13 protein-coding genes and 1 tRNA gene are annotated in these 15967 nt (G+C 66.3%); 10 read left to right on the forward strand and 4 right to left on the reverse strand.

Annotation, left to right across the window (positions count from 1 at the left end; all coding sequences use genetic code 11):
• Window positions 1–8: 8 nt before the first annotated feature.
• The 7 genes from ACFM35_RS02440 to ACFM35_RS02470 all read left to right on the forward strand — a co-directional run bounded on the left by ACFM35_RS02440 (window position 9) and on the right by ACFM35_RS02470 (window position 7380).
• On the forward strand, window positions 9–659 hold the full coding sequence (locus ACFM35_RS02440) for a class F sortase (RefSeq protein WP_378837902.1): 651 nt from the start codon (window positions 9–11) through the stop codon (window positions 657–659).
• Window positions 660–673: 14 nt separating this feature from the next.
• A tRNA-Arg gene (locus ACFM35_RS02445) sits at window positions 674–745 on the forward strand.
• Window positions 746–1020: 275 nt separating this feature from the next.
• Window positions 1021–2112, forward strand: a complete 1092-nt coding sequence (locus ACFM35_RS02450; RefSeq protein ID WP_378837905.1) for an ABC transporter substrate-binding protein — start codon at window positions 1021–1023, stop codon at window positions 2110–2112.
• On the forward strand, window positions 2109–3881 hold the full coding sequence (locus tag ACFM35_RS02455; RefSeq protein WP_378837907.1) for an ABC transporter permease: 1773 nt from the start codon (window positions 2109–2111) through the stop codon (window positions 3879–3881). The genes ACFM35_RS02450 and ACFM35_RS02455 overlap by 4 nt, the downstream gene beginning before the upstream one ends.
• Window positions 3882–3917: 36 nt before the next feature.
• Window positions 3918–5033 (forward strand): ABC transporter ATP-binding protein, encoded by a 1116-nt coding sequence (locus ACFM35_RS02460; RefSeq protein WP_378837909.1) that lies wholly within the window; start codon window positions 3918–3920, stop codon window positions 5031–5033.
• Window positions 5034–5037: 4 nt separating this feature from the next.
• Entirely contained in the window at window positions 5038–6216 is a 1179-nt protein-coding gene (locus ACFM35_RS02465) for a mandelate racemase/muconate lactonizing enzyme family protein (protein ID WP_378837912.1), read from the forward strand.
• A gap of 3 nt (window positions 6217–6219) precedes the next feature.
• Window positions 6220–7380: a mandelate racemase/muconate lactonizing enzyme family protein gene (locus tag ACFM35_RS02470; RefSeq protein ID WP_378837915.1), complete on the forward strand. Its 1161-nt coding sequence runs from the start codon at window positions 6220–6222 to the stop codon at window positions 7378–7380.
• On the opposite strand, the gene ACFM35_RS02475 is transcribed toward ACFM35_RS02470, so the two are convergent.
• Together ACFM35_RS02475 and ACFM35_RS02480 are read right to left on the reverse strand one after the other, a co-directional pair.
• Window positions 7377–8585, reverse strand: a complete 1209-nt coding sequence (locus tag ACFM35_RS02475) for an enolase C-terminal domain-like protein (RefSeq protein WP_378837917.1) — start codon at window positions 8583–8585, stop codon at window positions 7377–7379. The genes ACFM35_RS02470 and ACFM35_RS02475 overlap by 4 nt on opposite strands.
• 63 nt (window positions 8586–8648) lie before the next feature.
• Window positions 8649–9431: an IclR family transcriptional regulator gene (locus tag ACFM35_RS02480; protein WP_378837920.1), complete on the reverse strand. Its 783-nt coding sequence runs from the start codon at window positions 9429–9431 to the stop codon at window positions 8649–8651.
• Between the two features lie 175 nt (window positions 9432–9606).
• Here ACFM35_RS02480 and ACFM35_RS02485 point away from each other — a divergent pair, with 175 nt between their 5' ends.
• From ACFM35_RS02485 to ACFM35_RS02495, 3 genes are read left to right on the forward strand one after another with little or no spacing between them, the layout of a single operon-like run.
• Window positions 9607–10656, forward strand: coding sequence for an Ldh family oxidoreductase (locus ACFM35_RS02485; RefSeq protein WP_378837923.1), 1050 nt, complete (start codon window positions 9607–9609; stop codon window positions 10654–10656).
• Entirely contained in the window at window positions 10653–11918 is a 1266-nt protein-coding gene (locus ACFM35_RS02490; protein ID WP_378837925.1) for an iron-containing alcohol dehydrogenase, read from the forward strand. The genes ACFM35_RS02485 and ACFM35_RS02490 overlap by 4 nt, the downstream gene beginning before the upstream one ends.
• Window positions 11915–13342, forward strand: a complete 1428-nt coding sequence (locus tag ACFM35_RS02495) for an NAD-dependent succinate-semialdehyde dehydrogenase (RefSeq protein WP_378837928.1) — start codon at window positions 11915–11917, stop codon at window positions 13340–13342. Before ACFM35_RS02490 ends, ACFM35_RS02495 begins: the two co-directional genes overlap by 4 nt.
• Window positions 13343–13728: 386 nt before the next feature.
• Here the strand turns inward: ACFM35_RS02495 and ACFM35_RS02500 are convergent, their stop codons facing one another.
• Both ACFM35_RS02500 and ACFM35_RS02505 read right to left on the reverse strand, forming a co-directional pair.
• A complete protein-coding gene (locus ACFM35_RS02500) occupies window positions 13729–14460 on the reverse strand; it encodes a GntR family transcriptional regulator (protein WP_378837931.1) in 732 nt (243 codons plus the stop codon).
• 38 nt (window positions 14461–14498) lie between these two features.
• Complete coding sequence (locus ACFM35_RS02505) at window positions 14499–15845, reverse strand: aspartate aminotransferase family protein (RefSeq protein WP_378837934.1); 1347 nt, start codon at window positions 15843–15845, stop codon at window positions 14499–14501.
• Window positions 15846–15967: the final 122 nt, after the last annotated feature.

Raw genomic sequence — 15967 nt, forward strand, 5'->3', positions numbered from 1 at the left:
CAGTCAGGATGCCGCGGCCCGCGGGCGTCGTCGTCGTGGGGTTGATGCTGGCCATGGTGGTCGGCGGGTGCGCGGCGTTGCCCGCCGACGTCGGTCCGTCCGTCATCGAGCCCGTGCCCGTTGTCAGTTCGGCCCCCAATGTGCAGCCGCCGGCGGCACCGGAGCCTGCTCCGGTCGCGGCGCTCCCACCCGTATCGGTCGCGATCCCTTCGATCGACCTCGCTGTGCCGCTGATCGATCTGGGCATCACCGCGGAGGGCGGCATGGAGGTGCCGGAGGACTACGCAGAAGTGGGCTGGTTCGCCGGAGGGGGCCGTCCGGGGGGCTTCGGCCCGACGGTCATTGCGGGTCACGTGGATTCGCCGACCGGACCGGCCGTGTTCATCCGGCTCCGCGACGTGCGGGCGGGCGATGCGGTCGAGGTGACTGACGCCGCGGGCACGGTGTTCCACTACGTCGTCACGGCTGTCGAGGACTACCCGAAGTCGTCCTTTCCCACCCAGCTCGTTTTCGGCGCCATCCCGTCCGACGAGCTGCGCCTGATCACGTGCGGGGGAGTGTTCGATCGCGAGGCGGCGTCGTACGTCGACAACCGGGTCGTGTTCGCCAGTCGTGTCGCGCAGCCGGACGACGCGTCGGCCTCGGACGAGCATCGATAGACTGGATGCCGCCAGCCTCTGTAGCTCAATGGAAGAGCAGTTCCGTCCTAAGGAAACGGTTGGGGGTTCGAGTCCCTCCAGGGGTATCTCTCGCCCCTGAGCAACTGCGAGAGCCTTCGGTGACCTGACAGTCGTCCCAACCCGCGGTACCGCTGCCGCGAGATCGGGGCGAATCAGCGCCGTTGTCCCCCTATGCGGGACGCCCCGTTGTCTCGCGAGCACGCTCCGCGTCAAATAGTGAAAACACTTGCACCTGACCGTGCGAGCCGCGCCACGACGCGGAGATCTGCGTCGCGAGACTACATCCATGAATGGCAAAGGAGCTGTTGTGAAGAACTCCCGGAGGTTTGCGGCCATAGCAATGGCTGCCGTCGCAGTCGCGACCATGACGGCGTGCAGTGGGGGCACGGCCGCCCCCGCGTCCCCCGCTGCGGGCGGCGATGAAATGCAGGACCTGGTCGCGGCAGCGCAGGCTGAAGGCGAACTCACCTTCTACGGCGATGCGAACGAGACGTCGCTGCAAAAATGGACGCAGGCCTTTACCGCCGAGTACGACATCTCGGTGAACATCCTGCGCCTTCCGGGAAGCGAACTGAATCAGCGGTTCGCACAGGAGATGTCGGCAGGCCAGTTCCAGGCGGACGTCTTCAGCATCGCTGACCGCGTTTCGATGCAGTCCGCTGTCGACGAGGGGTGGATCGCCGAGTACACGCCGCAGAACGGTGATCTTTTCCCGGCAGAGCAGCTCGTCGAGGGGTTCTTCTACCCGGTGCAGAACGGCTACTTTCAGACGGTCGCTTACAACCCGACACTGCTGAGCGCCGACGAGATCGAGATGATCCGCGAAGACCCGATCAAAGCCGCGGGCGACCCCGTCTTCGAAGGACGCGTCGGAGTGAACATGCCGCAGTCCTCGCAGCAGGCGGCAGCCTTCTACTACCGCTACGCCGAGGGCGATGCGTCCGAGGAGTACGGCTGGGACGCACTGCAGGCCATTGCCGACAACAAGCCGCTGTTCTACAGCTCGGCGACGCTCGTTCAGAACCTCATCGCCGGCGAGTACGCCATCGCCGTTGCGCTGACCGACAGCCTCGCGGCTCCTCAGGCACTGCAGGGTGCTCCGCTCGAATTCGTATACCCCGCCGACACCACCGGCGGATACTTCTCGACCGGCGTCGTCGCCGACGCTCCGCACGCGAATGCCGCGCGACTTTTCATGGAGTGGGCGACCACGCCCGAAGCCAACGCGCTATACACCGAGATCACGCAGACGGTGCCGGCCAACAGCGACGTCACGGATGAGCGCGAACTATTGGCATCTGACTGGTACACCGAGCCCGATGTAGGGAGCGTCTGGTTCAGCTTCATCGACGATGCGGAGTTCCTCGAAGCCTCCTCGGCTGACGGCGACTTCCTCTCGCGGTGGAGCGAGGTATTCGGGTACTCCGGATGACGATTCTCGATCAGACCGAGCTCGCGCTCGGCACGCCCGGCGGCACCGCGAGCTCCGCGGTCGCGGTGCCGCCGGGCGGCCGCCGGGCACTGTGGAAGCGCCCATCAGCGCTCGCGGTCGTGGTCTTCATCCTGCTGCTCGGGCTGGTGGCCGGTCCGGTCGCCATGGTCTTCGTCGGCGCAGTGCAGAGCGACGCGCCAGGGCTCCCGAACAACACGTTCTCGCTAGACGCGGTCTACCGCGTCTATATCAGCGGGGAGTATTACGCCTCGCTGATCGGGACCCTCATCATGGCGATCAGCGTCGCGGCGTTCTCGGTCTTCTTCGGCGGCCTAGCGGCATGGTTCCTGACGCGGGTAAATGTGCCGCTGCGCAAGCTCTGGGAGTTCGGACTAATCCTGCCCCTCTTTCTTTCGCCTTTCGTCGGCGCACTGGCGTGGCTCCTGTTGGCGGCCCCGAACTCCGGGATGATCAACGTGAATCTGCGTTGGATGCTCGGCACCGACGCGACCTTCGTGAATGTCATGACGCTGCCCGGTGTGATCTTCGTCATGCTGCTCTTCTACATCCCCTACGCCTACCTCTTCATCTCGTCGGCGCTGAAGAACATGGACCCCTCTCTCGAAGAGGCGAGCTACATGAACGGGCGGGGCACCTTCGCGACGGCGATGAAGGTGACGCTTCCGATCATGCGGCCCGCGCTCGTCGCGTCGTTCTTCTTCGTCGCAGTGCTTGCGACTGGCGTTTTCGTGATCCCGGCTGTTCTCGGTCTGAACACAAGCTTCTCGCCGCTCGCCGTGGAGGTCTACCGTGCGGTGACGGTGTTCCCCGCACGTCCGCCGGTGGGAGCCGCGCTCGGTACCCTGCTGTTCTGGTTCACGTTGGCTGGGGTGTACCTCTACCGCCGATCAGTGCGCAACGCGAATAGGTTCGTGACGATCAGCGCGCGCGGTACTCGACCGCGGCTGGTCAAGCTTCGTGCAGGACGCTACGTCGCCGCGGCTGTCTTCGCGCTATACGCGTTCCTCGCCGCAGTGCTTCCGTATGCCGTGCTCATCGTGATGTCGCTGTCACCCTTCGCCATCACGGACTTCCGGCGGATGACGTTCTCGTTCGACGGCATCGTCGAGGTGTGGAATGCACCCGACGTACTGACCGCGTTCGGCAACACCCTCTGGCTCGGTATCCTCGTGCCGACGCTCACCGTTCTCGTGGGACTCGCAGTCGCCTACGTGGTGGTCCGCGAACAGGGCAAGCTTGGAGCCATCGTCGACTACCTAGGCACGTTCCCGATCGCGGTTCCGGGCATCGTGTTCGCCACCGGCATCCTGTGGATGTACGTGCGTTCCCCGATTTACGCGACGGTCATCCTCGTGACGATCGCGCTGATCGGTGCCTACATCCCGCAGGCCGCGCGCTTCGCGAGCGCGGGACTCATCCAAGTCGACAAATCTCTCGAGGAGGCGGCGCGAATGAACGGCGCCGGCAAGCTCCGGACGATCTTCACCGTGACGTTGCCGCTGCTGCGGCCGGCGCTCCTCTCGGCCTGGTCTCTGCTGTTCGTTTTCGCGACACGTGAGGTTAACGAAGCGGTGATCCTCTCGGGGCCCAAGTCCCGTCCGCTCGCCGTGCTCGCGTGGAACTACGTCGAACAAGGATCAATTCGCAACGCGGCCATCGTCGGACTCTTCCTGACGGTCGTCATGGCAATCGGCATCCTGTTCGCGAGATTTGTGCTGCGCGCGAAGCTCGACTCGTCCAACCTGTAGCCGCGGGCACCCTCCCGCAGAAACCGAAGGAATCACATGAGCCAGACGACACAGCAGGAGAGGGCCGCGGCGGAGTCCGTGCTCACGACCAGCGGCGCCTCGCTTCAAGTCCGCGACCTGCGCATCAAGTACGGCGACGTCGAGGCCGTGAAGGGAATCTCGTTCTCGATTCGCCCAGGGGAGTTCTTGACGCTGCTCGGGCCGTCCGGGTGCGGCAAGACCACGACGCTGCGCTGCATCGCAGGACTTGAGGCGCCCTCCGGCGGGTCCATCACGCTCGATGACACGGTCATCGCGTCGGAGCAGAAGCAGCTGCCTCCCGAGAAGCGGGGCATCAACATGGTGTTCCAGTCCTATGCGGTGTGGCCTCACATGACCGTCGAGAAGAACGTCGGATACGGCCTGAAAGGCCTCGACCGCAAGGAGGTCGCCGCGCGGGTTGGCGAGGTGCTCAGCCTCGTGGGACTCGACCCTTACGCGAAGCGTTTCGGCACCGAGCTCTCTGGCGGGCAGCAGCAGCGTGTGGCTCTCGCGCGGGCCATCGTGACCCGACCTAAGCTCCTGCTCTTCGACGAGCCGCTCTCGAACCTCGACGCGGGTCTGCGCGAGCAGATGCGCTTCGAGCTGCTCGAGCTCCAGCGCACCGTCGGTATCACCAGCATTTACGTGACGCACGACCAGACCGAGGCGATGTCCATGTCGGACCGCGTCGTCCTGATGCGCGACGGCGAGATCGAGCAGCTCGATGTGCCGCGCGAGATCTACCGCCGACCGGCGACGGAGTTCGCAGCGACGTTCATCGGGCGCGCCAACCTTATCCGGGCCGAGCTCGCCGATGACGCTCACGTCGCCGTCGGCGATAACGTGCGTATCCGATCGGCAGAGGCCTACGGGGGAGCGGGGACGGGTGTCTTCGCGGTCTTCCGCTCCGAGAACGTGGTCCTCGGCGCCCCGGCGCTGGAGTGCGAGAACCAATGGTCTGGGATAGTCGAGCGAGTGTCGTTCCTCGGCCGACACCTGGACGTCGCACTGCGGCTGCCCGGGGGAGTCATCCGAGCGGAGGTGCGCTCGGACGCCGCCGTCGAATCGGGGGACGTCGTCGACATCGGCGTCCGAGCCCACGACGTGCACTTCGTCCCCGTGGCAAAGTGACGACATGAGGATCACGCGATACGAGACCCTCCACTGCGCGGCGGGCAATCGCGTATGGGCGTTCCTCAAGCTTGAGACAGATCACGGTCCCACTGGCTGGGCAGAGTTCACCGATGGCGGGTACTCCTCCCGCGGCACGCACCTCGTCATCGAGCGACTCGCTGCGCTCGTCGTCGGTCAGGACCCGGCGAACACCAACCGCCTCGAGGCAATCCTCCGCTCGGCGACGCATGAAGCCGAAGAGGGCCTCAATCGTCGTGCCGCAGCGGCGATCCTCAACGCGAGCCTCGACATCCGTGCTCAGGATCTCGGCGTTCCCGTCTCCGCACTGCTGGGGGGTGCGTTGCGCGATCGTCTGCCCGTGTACTGGTCGCATTGCGGGCTGGGCAGAATTCGAATGTCGCAGGCCGGCGTCCATACGCCGATCACGTCGCTCGACGACATCTCCGCACTGGGTGCCGAGGTGCGTGATCGCGGCTTCCGAGCCCTCAAGACGAACGTCATCCTCTTCGAGGACGGCGCTGCCCGGCTCTACCTGCCGCTCTGGAGCGGCACCGGCGAGACATCGCTCGAACTGGGCGACACGACCATCGAAGGGGTCGTGGATCTCATCGACGCGTTCTACGAGGGCACGGGTGATGGCGTGCAGATCCTGCTCGACACGGTGTGGTGTGTAAAAGGCGAGGCGATCCCACGCCTGGCGCGCCGCCTCGCCGAGACCCCCCTCACCTGGTTCGAGGCCGACACCCACGATCCCGAGCAACTCCGGGCTGCGCGTGGGAACGGCAAGCTCAAGATCGTCTCGGGTGAGGCGCTCTCAGGGGTTCGCGAGTACCGGCGGTTCTTCGAGCGTCGCGCGATGGACATCGTCAAGGTGGACGTCGCGTGGAATGGCATGCCCGAGTCCAAACGGATCGCCGATCTCGCCGCCGGGTACGACCTCAACGTCTCTCCTCACAACCCAATGAGCCATCTCATGACACACATGAGCGCGCAGTTCGGCGCGTCGCTCACCAACTTCTCCATCCTCGAGATCGACGTCGACGGTGTGCCTTGGCGCGACGAACTCGTGACGCCGCCAGTCATAGAGAACGGTGATCTGCTACTTCCCGACGCGCCCGGGTGGGGTTGCGTGGTAGACGAGGACGCAATCCGCGCCCACCCCGCGACCATCCCCGTGTGACGCATGATGACGGCGTCCGAGATCGTCGCCCTTCGCGCGACCGTGCACACCTGGAGATTCGCGAACCGCCCGCGCAAGATTGGGACGGGGTCCATCCTTCGCCGCGATCTCGTGCTCGTGCGCGTCGAACTCGCAGACGGAACGATCGGCTATGGCGAGGCGTTCCACGGCCACGCCGGCACCGCGGTCGCCGAGATCGTCAACACCACGATGCAGGAGGTCGTGCTCGGCCGGCGCGCGAACGAGATGCTCGCCGTCCGTGAGGAGACGCGGGACCGCTTTCTCATCGCGAGCGGCATGGGTGGGTTTATCTTCGCGCTCAGCGGGATCGACATCGCGATGTGGGATGCCTACGGAAAGTCGTCGTCCCGACCCGCGTGGCAGCTCCTCAACGCAGTGACACCCGATTTCCCCGCGTATGCCGGAGGATTCACGCTCGGCTATTCGACGCCGGAGCTGCTCGTTGCCGACCTGCAAGGACTCCGCGACCGCGGGTACCGCGCGGCGAAGGTGCGCGTCGGCGATGGCTTCGAGGCTGACGTCGCCCGCGTGCTTGCGGCTCGCAGCGCGCTCGGCGAGGACTTTCGCATCATGACGGACGCGAACCTCGGCCAGAACTACGACGTCTCGCGCCTCGCAACGGTGCTCGGCGAGATCGGCGCGGAGTGGCTCGAAGAGCCTTTCGCCCCAGGACGGAGAGGCGACTTCAGGGCGCTCTCATCGCTCCGCCGCGTTCCGCTCGCGGCCGGCGAGAACCTCTTCGGGGCGGATGCATTCGCCGAATGGATCGGGGAGGGTGCGATCCAGGTCGCACAGCCGGACGTCAGTCGAGTCGGCGGGATCACCGAGGCCATCCGCATCGGCCACGTCACGCAGGCCCACGGTGCCCGATTCGTGCCCCACATCTCCCACTCCGCGCTCAACCACGCTGCCACGCTCACCGTGATGTCGGCCGTGGGGTCGACGGACTTCTTCGAGGCCGACCCGACGGCTGAGAATCCGTTTCGTAATGGTGCGATCTCGGGTGGGGCACTCGTCATGGACGGCCGTGCGAGTCTGGGTGAGGAGCCCGGGCTCGGCGTTGAGGTGGACGAGGCCCGACTCCATCGGGACCACCCAGGCGAGAGCGGATCGCCATGGCCGCGCGAGAGGCGTGTCGGCTAGTCGGCGACGAAGATGTCGGTCTGGTGCGCGATGATCCAGTCGCGATCGAGCGGGGTGCCGAGGCCCGGGCCGTCGGGCACACCCACGGTGCCGTCGGAGTCGATCTCATCGAGGCGGTCGGCATAGCTCTCGAAGAACGGGGGCGACACCTCGTTGAGGCTTGGCGCCACCAGGCCCAGCTCGTAGAAGTTGCTGTTACGGATGGATGCCATCAGATGACGGTGCACCGCGCTCGTCGCATGCAACTCGACATCCACCCCCAGCGCCTCAGCCGCGTGCGCCGTCTTCATCACGCCCGTTACCCCGCCATCCAGTCCCGCGTCTGCGCGCATGAAGTCCGTACCACCGGCGAGGATATTGTCCATGCGCAGCTGCAGGCCGCGAATGTGCTCGCCCTGGAGGAAGGGGGTCTTCAGCAGCTCGCGTAGCTTCCGGTAGGCGAAAGCGGAGTTACCTCCCTCAATGCCTGGATCTTCGTACCAGTAGAAGTTCGCCTCATCCAGCGCGCGGCCCACTGTGAGCACGTCACCGAACGTGTTGTAGGCACCCGACGGATCCAGCATCAACGCAATGTCGGGTCCGACCGCTTCGCGGACCGCGAACACGAGCTCGATCTCACGTCGAATGTCGCCGTCATTCCAGCCATGGAGCTTGATGGCCCGATAGCCCAGAGACACGCAGTAGGTCGCGAATTCCGCGTAAGCGGCGGGAGTGCCGAGGGGACCGAGGCCGGCGTCGTCTCCGAAAAGGGTCGAGGCGTAGGCCGGAAGGCGCTTGCGGTAGCCGCCGAGCAATTCCCACAGCGGCACGCCGTATGTCTTGCCTGCCAGATCCCACAGCGCGCAGTCCAGCGGGCCCAGGCCGAGCTGGTCGTACTTGCGCCAGACACGGCGAAGCTCGTTCCAGATCCGCTCACGCTGCATGGCGTCGTGCCCGATCAGCCACGGCGCGATGGAACGGATGTGATCGGCAGCGTGGCCGTTGATCCCTGTGGTCCAGGTGTATTCACCCGTGATCCCGGCATCTGTGCGCACCTCGAGGATGAACCCCGTTTGTGGCGTGACACCCCCGTCGTAGGCGGTCGGGTAGAACCCGCGCTCCTGGCGCCTGCCTTCGGCCTCCCACTCGAGCTTGCGGATGGTCACGGACTCGATCAGCTGAATTGCCACCCTCTCATGCTGGGCGAGAGCGGGCACGAGCGCCACGGTCGTCCCGCTCGCCGGAACGCGGGCGACGCGACACACCGCGCCAGGGCATCCCGGCTGGTCTCACACCGGAGCTGCTGCCGTAGCCGCGGAGGACGCCCCGAGAGCGTGGGACAGCGCATGGGCGGAGGCGAGCACGACACCGGCGAAGCTGCGGGCCTGGCTCTGCGTCGTCGCGCCGGTCACCGAGAGCGCACCCACGACGCGCCCTCCCCGGGCGAAGATGGGCGCGGCGACGCAGAAGAGTCCCGGTCGGGACTCCTCGAGGTCATAGGCGACGCGTGAATGCCGGATGTCGGCGAGTTCGCGACGCAGGACGTCGGGGTCGGTGATCGTGTGGGGCGTCACGGCGGCCAAGGGCGCTTCGAGGATCGCGTCGACGAACGTCGGACTGCTATTTGCGAGGATGGCCTTTCCGAGCCCCGTGCAGTGCATCGGAAGCCTGCCGCCCACGCGCGAATGAGGCACACGCAGGTCGCGACTGGTGATCTTCTCGATGTAGATGATCTCGTTGCCCTCCCTCACCGCGAGGTTCGATGTCAGATGGGTAATCTCGTTCAGGGAGTGGGCGAACGGGATCGCCAGTTCGCGCAGACGATTGTGGTCGGGCACCAGATGTCCGAGTTCGAACAAGCGGACGCCCAGACGAACGCCGCCCTTTCCCCGCTCGAGTGCGCCCCACTTCACGAGGTCGCTGACGAGTCTGTGGGTGGTCGACTTGGGCATCCCCGTACGCCGGGCCATCTCGCTGATGGAGATCTCGCTCTCATCGGGCGAGAAGAGCTCCAGCAGTCGGAGACCGCGTGTCAATGATGAATCGCCTTCGCCGCGCGTCGTTGCGCTCATCTGTCCTGTCTCTCTCTTCGATGAGCCATTATGCGCTCGATTCACAGTGGAGCGGCACGTGAGGCACCGTCCTGCATGCCGGGACTCTCGCCCCCGGCCGTGCCCGGCCCGGGTGACAATGACACCCGATCGGACGTCCGCCCGATCCCAGTGTCGGATGAGCAGAGGATGGTCGATGGGTGCGATTGAGGGACTGCACCGGCTCACGGCCGATGAGGCGATCGCGCTCACCGCCGACGCTCTCATCGGATACGGTTCGCCGCCGTCCGGGGCACGGCTTCAAGCCGCGCACCTCGTCGAGGCGGAACTTCGTGGTCATCCGTCTCACGGGCTGCGCAGGCTCTCGGTCCTCCTCGCGCGCATCCACGCCGGCCTGATCGACACCCAGACCGAGCCCACGTTCGATTGGACAGGCTCCGGTGCTTTGCGGGTGGACGGATGCCGAGGCCTCGGTCCCGTCGTCGCCTACGCGACGATCGACGAGATGCTCAGCAAAATCGCGCCGTCGGGCGTCGTCGTCGGTGCCCTCCGGGGCACGCACCACCTGGGGATGCTGGCACCCTACGTCGAACGCATCGCCCAACGTGGCTACATCGGTATCGTGATCTCGTCGACCGAAGGACTCGTGCATCCTTGGGGTGGTTCGGGAGCGCTGGTGGGCACGAATCCACTCGCCATCGGTGTCCCCGCAGACGGTGACTGCGTCACCTTGGATATGTCCACGGCGTCGGTATCGGCGGGCAAGATCCTCGACCATCTTGAGCGCGGCATGTCCTTGCCCGAAGGATGGGCCGTGGATGCCGCGGGACGACCGACCCAGGATCCGGGGGAGGCGATAGTTGGGGCGATCTCGCCCTTCGGCGGAGCGAAGGGGTATGCATTGGGACTCGCCCTCGGGGCCGTCGTCGGCGTGCTGACGGGAACGGAATTTGGGCCAGGCGTCGTCGGGACTCTCGACAGCCAGCACGAGACGACCAAGGGCGATGTGATCATCGCGGTCGACATCGAGGCGTTCGGGCAAAACGCACGCTCCCGAGCCCTGTCGCTGTATCTGCAGGACGTGCGTGAGAGTGGCATCGATGGCGGCAGCGTCAGCATTCCGGGGGACCGGTCGCGTGCCCATCGCGCGCGCTCTCTCGAAGAGGGCTTCGACGTGACGGACGAGGTGTGGCAGCTGCTCATGGCGATACGCGACACCGCCGACGTGTCGGGGACGCGCCCGTGAGCGCGCCGTTCGGCATTCTGAGGCTGCCGTCTGACGTGCGGTTCGGGGCTGGGACGCGTGCCGACGTGCCGGCCCTCGTGGCGTCGCTCGGCGAGCGTGTGTTCGTGGTCACTGACGCGTTCCTCGCCACGACCCCTCAGTTCGGCGAGCTTCTGACCACCATCACGAGCGGATGCCGCGACATTCAGGTCTATTCGGACATTCCCGCCGAACTCCCTATCGACGCGGTTCATCGCGCAGCCGACGCAGCCGCGAACTTCGACCCGACGGTCGTACTCGGCTACGGCGGGGGGAGTGCGCTCGATGCAGCGAAGCTCGTCGCGCTCCTGTGCGCGAGGGGAGGAGTGCTCCCGGACTATTACGGAGAGAACGCCGTGGCCGGGCCCGTGCTCCCGCTGATCGCCATTCCGACCACGGCGGGCACCGGCAGTGAAGTGACCCCCGTTGCGGTGGTCTCAGATCCGGACCGAGAGCTCAAGGTAGGTATTTCGAGTCCTTACCTGGTTCCTCGGATCGCCGTCGTCGACCCGGAGCTGACGATCGCCGCTCCTCGCGGAGTGACGATCTACGCGGGCATCGACGCCCTCGTCCACGCCATTGAATCGTTGACAGCGCGGCCACTTGAGCGGACGGCCGGTGTGCTTCCCGTCTTCGTCGGCCGGAACGTACTCACGGATCCGTTGGCGCTCGAAGCAGTGACGCTCATACACCGCGCCCTTCCGCGCGTCGTGGATGATCCGAATGACATCGACGGCCGCATCGACATGTCGCGCGGCAGTCTGCTGGCGGGCATGGCATTCGGTGCGGCGGGAACACACCTCAGCCATGCGATCCAGTATCCGATCGGCGCCATCACGCACACGCCGCACGGGATGGGCACCGGAACGCTTCTGCCGTACGTGATGCAAGCGTGCGTGCATGCGGTTCCCGACCGGCTCGCCTCGATCGCCGACGCGATGGGGATCCCGCCCTCCGTCGACATCGCCAGTCATGCCCAGGCCGCGGTCGACGAGATCGCCGCGCTTTGTGCCCGAGTCGGGCTTCCGGTCTCTCTCCGTGAGCTCGGAGTTGTGGAGGCTGATATCGGGCGCATCGTCGACCTCACCCTGCGGGTGACGCGCCTGATAGCGATCGCGCCCATCCCGGCGGACCGCAGCGCGATCGAGCAGATCGTGCGTGCGGCGATCCTCGGCGATCGTGGCATGCTGCGGCATCCGCGTTCCGACAAACAAACTGTGGACGAAGCGACGGTCGCCCTGTGACTCCTATCGCGAAGATCTACATCGACGGCGAATGGCGAGACGCGTCCGATGGCGGAACCTTCGCCGTCATCGATCCCGCGACCGGACACGTGATCGCCGATTTTCCCGGAGCGACGTCAGACGACTGTCGCGATGCCGTCACCGCAGCGGAGGCGGCTTTCCCCGCGTGGGCTCGCACGAGTCCGCGTGAGCGCTCGGAAATCCTTCACCGAGCGTTCGAGATTCTCCGCTTCGAGCGCGACGACTTCGCCGAGATCATGGTGCGCGAAAACGGCAAATCGTGGCCGGATGCGATCGCCGAAGCAGGGTATGCAACGGAGTTCTTCCGCTGGTTCGCCGAGGAGGCGGTGCGCATTCCGGGCGACTTCCGCCTCTCGCCCGCGGGTGACAAGCGGATCGTCGTCGCGCACGAACCCATGGGGGTCGCGCTGTTGATCACGCCTTGGAACTTTCCGGCGGCGATGGCCACGCGAAAGCTCGGGCCCGCGTTGGCGGCAGGATGCACCACCATCCTCAAGCCCGCGCGCGAGACCCCGCTGACCGCGGCGTACATCGTCGACGTGCTGCGTCGCGCCGGCGTGCCCCGCGGCGTCGTCAACCTGGTCACACCGGTGCCGACAGGCCCGCTCGTCGCCGAGATGATCGCACATCCCGCCGTTCGGAAAGTATCGTTCACCGGCTCCACCGAGGTCGGGCGCACACTGCTCCACGAATGCGCCGACACCGTGGTGAGCGCGTCGATGGAGCTCGGTGGTAACGCTCCAGTGATCGTGCTGCCTGGTGCCGACCTCGATCACGCGGTCCCGGCCGCCTTCCTCGCCAAGATGCGCAACGGCGGCTCGGCGTGCACAGCGGCGAACCGCTTCTACGTTCACGAGAGCCTGCGTCACGACTTCGTTGAGCGGATGACGGCTCACCTACGTGCCGTGCGCACGGGATCGGGCCTCGATCGGGAGAACACCCTCGGCGCGCTGGTCTCCGTGGACGAACGCGACAAGGTCGCGGAACTTGTCCGAACCGCCGTGGCCGAAGGTGCGCGGGTGGTCGTCGGCGGCGAGTCGCTGCCGAAAGGTGCCTTCTATGCGCCGACGCTCTTGGACGACGTCTCGCATGGCGACACGATCACGCGTCACGAGATCTTCGGCCCCGTCACCGCTGTCATCGGCTACGCCGACGTGCAGGATGCGCTGCGGATGGCGAACGACACCGAGTTCGGCCTCGTCGGATACGTCTTCGGGCCCGAGGCCGCCGCGCTCCGCATCGCTATGGACATGGAGGTCGGCATGGTCGCTGTCAACCGAGGGGTTCTGAGCGATCCCGCTGCGCCATTCGGCGGGTCGAAGCAGAGCGGCCTCGGTCGTGAAGGCAGCTCCGTCGGCATCCTCGAGTACCTCGAGGAGAAGTACATCGCGCTCGAGGTCTAGCGCAAGTACCGGGTCGTCCGCGGGCGGCCGATCGGTCTCCAGCCAGAGCCCACTGAAGATGCGGTCGAAGTCCTCGAATCCCGTCACTTCCAGGGGGAGTTCGTCTGCCCACGAGACGAGCGCCGCCGAGCGCGGTGACGGCCGTCGCAACGCTTGCGATCGGATGGGCTCCGCCCAGCGCCTCCTCGATGCACACGCCGGAATATGGGGATCGGATGGCATGGCCACCTCCAGGGCGCCACAGCCGTCACTCTGGGCAGGCGACGCCCACCTGTGTGGTGCGACGGCGACGTCGGAAGGCCCGTCCGGTGTCGTCCCTTCCGCGTGGAGTTGTCAAGAGATGCAGGGGCCCGCGAGCCCCGCGGTAGCAATGGATCCGTCGTGGGTCAGCCCGCGCGCTTCCAGCTTGCTCCGTACCGCCGCAGATGCATCCGCGTTCGGTCGCCGCGGAAGTAGTCGTGGGCGAACTCGAGGGGAGTGCCGTCGGCAGTCCTCGCCGTCCGCCACACCTGTAGCAGTGAGGCGCCGACGTCGATCCCGAGCAGTGCGGCAGTGGCTTCGTCGGCGGTGGCGATGTCCACCGTCTCATCTGCTTCGGCGGGCTCAAGACCGTACCTGTCCGCGAGCAGACTGTAGAGCGACCCCGAATGGTCGTAGCTGCCGATCGCGGGCACGAGGCGCGCAGGAAGCACAGAGGTGTCCAGTGACCACGGGGTGCCGTCAGCATCACGGCGTCGCACGATGCGCACCACGTTCTCACCGGGAGCGAGCCGGAGTCCGCGAGACTCGCGGGGGGTAGCGAGCCCGATGTCGACGCGGATGACGACGGTTGTCGAACGCAGACCCTGCTGCCGGAGCATATCGGGCACGCCGGCCGTGGTATTCAACTGTCGCTCGATCTTGCCGTCGGCGGCCAGAATCCCCCCGGTACGGCCCATGGTGCGTCGGACTGCCCCGCGCACCTCCAACTCCGTCAGCGCGAGGCGCAGCGCGGTGCGTGCGACGCCGAGCTGCTCGGCGAGCGCGCGCTCACTCATCAGCCGCTCACCTGGACGCAGGCCTTGATCGGAGATCAGACGTGCGATCTCGTCGACGAGGCGCCTCGTGACCTCATTCATAACGCCACGATACCGGCCGGCTCGTCGCCGAGCGGTGGCTACAGTGCCTGCTGCAGAGCATCCTCGAACGACTCGACGAGCCAGTCGATATCGCCGCTCTGGAACGCCAGAGTGGGGCGCAGCTTGAGGATGTTGCCAGCCGGTCCAGCCACGGACGTGAGTACGCCGCGCTCGCGCATGCCCTCGATCACGTCCAGCGCGAGCGCCGTGGCCGGCTGCTTCGCCCCTCGGGAGGTGACGAGCTCGAGCCCCGTGAACTGCCCTGCCCCCCGCACATCGCCGATCACCTCGTAGCGGTCGGCCAGTGTTGTGAAAGCTGCACGCAGCTCAGCTCCGACGACACGTGCGCGCTCCTGTAGCTTCTCGGCACGAATCGTGTCGAGCACTGCCTGAGCCGCTGCGATCGACACGGGGTTGCCGCCGAACGTATTGAAGTAGGGGATCTTCAGGCTGAACGCCTCGAGGACCTCGCGCTTCGCGGCCATGCCGGAGATCGGCATGCCAGCACCCATCGGCTTGCCCATCGTGACGATGTCGGGGACGACGCCGTGCCGACCAAAACCCCAGAACGCGTCGCCGGTGCGCCCGAATCCGGGCTGCACCTCGTCGGCGATCACCACGCCGCCGTTCTGATGAACGACGTCGACGGCGGCAGCCAGCATCCCCGGATCGCCTGTGAACACCCCATCCGATGAGAAGACCGAATCGATCAACAGCCCGGCGAACACGACCCCGTCCTCCCGCATCGCATCGATCTGCTGCTGCACTCTCGTGGCGAACCAATGTCCCACCGATCCCTCACCGGCCCAGTCGGCACGGTAGGCGTCCGGCGGGGCGACAAGCCGCGCCGCCGGATCGAGCGGCTGACTCGAGCCCAGCGCGGGGGAGTGCGCCGAGGTCAGCTCGGTGTTGCCGTGGTAGGCCTCCGAGGTGAGGATGATGCCCGTACCGCCGGTGAATGCCCGTGCGACGCGGATCGCGAGGTCGTTCGCTTCCGACCCCGTGCACATGAACATGACCTGGTCGAGTTCGGCGGGGAGGGTGGAGAGCAGGTCTTCGGCGTACGCCAGAACGGCTCCGTGCAGATAGCGGGTGTGGGTGTTGAGCGTGGCCACCTGGGCACTCACGGCCGCGACGACCGCCGGATGGGCATGTCCCACGCTGGGGACGTTGTTGTACATGTCGAGGTACTGTCGGCCGTCGGCATCCCAGAGGTATGCACCTTCGCCGCGCACGACGTGCACCGGATTGCGATAGAAGAGGCGATACGAAGCTCCCAGCAGAGCCTCGCGCTTCGCCGTGAGCTCGCGGGTGACCTCGTCGAGGGCATCGGCGTGCTCCGCGCGGAAACTATTGGTGTCCATGATCGTCGAACGAGTGGGCATGGGTCCTCCGAGATGACTGAAGTAGGGCAAGGCCCCGGGCTGTCGAGCGAACTTCGCGTGAGGCGCCAAGCCGGTGAACAGTGAGTCTCTAGTCTCGCGGCCGCCTGGCCGGCCGAGAGCGG

It is taken from the genome of Microbacterium songi, assembly GCF_042747925.1.
In the GTDB taxonomy this organism is placed as follows: Bacteria; Actinomycetota; Actinomycetes; order Actinomycetales; family Microbacteriaceae; genus Microbacterium.